Below are 1,624 nucleotides of genomic sequence, written 5' to 3'. Positions count from 1 at the left end.
TGCAAATCGACGACCACAAGATTCGTGCCGACCTCAAGGAAGGCCGCGTGGTCGTGGTTGCGGGCTTCCAGGGGGTCGACGAGCACGGCAGCATCACCACCCTCGGTCGCGGCGGCTCCGACACCACCGGCGTGGCCCTGGCGGCGGCGCTGAAAGCTGACGAGTGCCAGATCTACACCGATGTGGATGGCGTCTACACCACCGACCCGCGCGTAGTGCCGCAGGCCCGTCGCCTGGAGAAGATCACCTTCGAAGAGATGCTGGAAATGGCCAGCCTCGGTTCCAAGGTGCTGCAGATCCGTTCGGTGGAGTTCGCCGGCAAGTACAACGTTCCGCTGCGCGTGCTGCACAGCTTCAAGGAGGGTCCGGGTACCCTCATTACCATTGATGAAGAGGAATCCATGGAACAGCCGATCATTTCCGGTATCGCCTTCAACCGTGATGAAGCCAAGCTGACCATTCGCGGCGTGCCGGACACCCCGGGCGTGGCCTTCAAGATCCTCGGCCCGATCAGTGCTTCGAACATCGAAGTGGACATGATCGTGCAGAACGTTGCCCACGATAACACCACCGACTTCACCTTCACCGTGCACCGCAACGAGTACGAGAAGGCGCAGAGCGTGCTGGAAAACACCGCCCGCGAAATCGGTGCCCGCGAAGTGATCGGCGACACCAAGATCGCCAAGGTCTCCATCGTTGGCGTCGGCATGCGCTCGCACGCCGGGGTTGCCAGCCGCATGTTCGAGGCGCTGGCCAAGGAGAGCATCAACATCCAGATGATCTCCACCTCCGAGATCAAGGTTTCGGTCGTGATCGAAGAAAAGTACCTGGAGCTGGCCGTACGCGCGCTGCACACCGCGTTCGAGCTTGACGCCCCTGCCCGACAGGGCGAGTAAGGCGCTGCACTGCAAGGGCGCGGCACCAGCCGCGCCCTTCGTGTTTCTGCTCGCTGCGCAGGCCCTGTCCTGCCCTGTGCAGCGTGCTGCCGGGCTGGTCGTCGTCCGCGGCCGGCCCTGACCCCAAGACTGTTACCCCTGAATGTTTTGCGTAAGGAGAAAGCTATGTTGATTCTGACTCGTCGGTGCGCCGAGAGCCTGATCATTGGAGACGGCGAGATTACCGTGACGGTGCTCGGCGTGAAGGGCAACCAGGTACGTATAGGCGTTAGCGCGCCGAAGGAAGTGGCTGTTCACCGCGAGGAAATCTACCTGCGGATCAAGAAAGAGAAGGATGAAGAGCCAAGCCTTTAATTTTTTTGAAGTTTTTTTCAAAAAAAGGGTTGCAAAGGTGAAAGAGGTTCTTTAATATTCGCCTCGTGTTGCGGTGAGGTGGCCGAGTGGCCGAAGGCGCTCCCCTGCTAAGGGAGTATACCTCATAAGGGTATCGGGGGTTCGAATCCCCCCTTCACCGCCATTATTTGCGTAGGGCGCTGTAACGGGCAGGAACGCTAAGTAGTTGATTTTAAATGAAAACGTTCTTGCAAAAATGTTTCAGCGACCTATAATGCGCGGCAAGACACGGACTCATAGCTCAGCTGGATAGAGTACTCGGCTACGAACCGAGCGGTCGCAGGTTCGAATCCTGCTGAGTCCGCCACTTTTGAAGTGGCTTTGTTTTCAAGGCT

At 58.6% G+C, this 1,624-nt stretch carries 2 protein-coding genes and 2 tRNA genes; all 4 read left to right on the top strand.

Features of this window, described 5'->3' with window-relative positions:
- A partial coding sequence (locus APH30_RS27155) for an aspartate kinase (protein ID WP_054914249.1) occupies positions 1 to 896 on the top strand: 896 nt, incomplete at its 5' end.
- A gap of 165 nt (positions 897 to 1,061) precedes the next feature.
- Positions 1,062 to 1,250: a carbon storage regulator CsrA gene (csrA, locus tag APH30_RS27150; protein WP_003254503.1), complete on the top strand. Its 189-nt coding sequence runs from the start codon at positions 1,062 to 1,064 to the stop codon at positions 1,248 to 1,250.
- Between the two features lie 72 nt (positions 1,251 to 1,322).
- Positions 1,323 to 1,413: transfer RNA gene (locus tag APH30_RS27145), tRNA-Ser, on the top strand.
- Positions 1,414 to 1,519: 106 nt separating this feature from the next.
- Positions 1,520 to 1,596 (top strand) — tRNA-Arg (locus APH30_RS27140).
- The last annotated feature ends 28 nt before the right edge of the window (positions 1,597 to 1,624 follow it).

The sequence above is a fragment of the Pseudomonas sp. NBRC 111127 genome (genome assembly GCF_001320345.1).
GTDB classification, from domain to species: domain Bacteria; phylum Pseudomonadota; class Gammaproteobacteria; order Pseudomonadales; family Pseudomonadaceae; genus Aquipseudomonas; species Aquipseudomonas juntendi.
The sequence above is the reverse complement of the archived record's forward strand: the minus strand, read 5'-3'. Positions and strand labels throughout refer to the sequence as shown.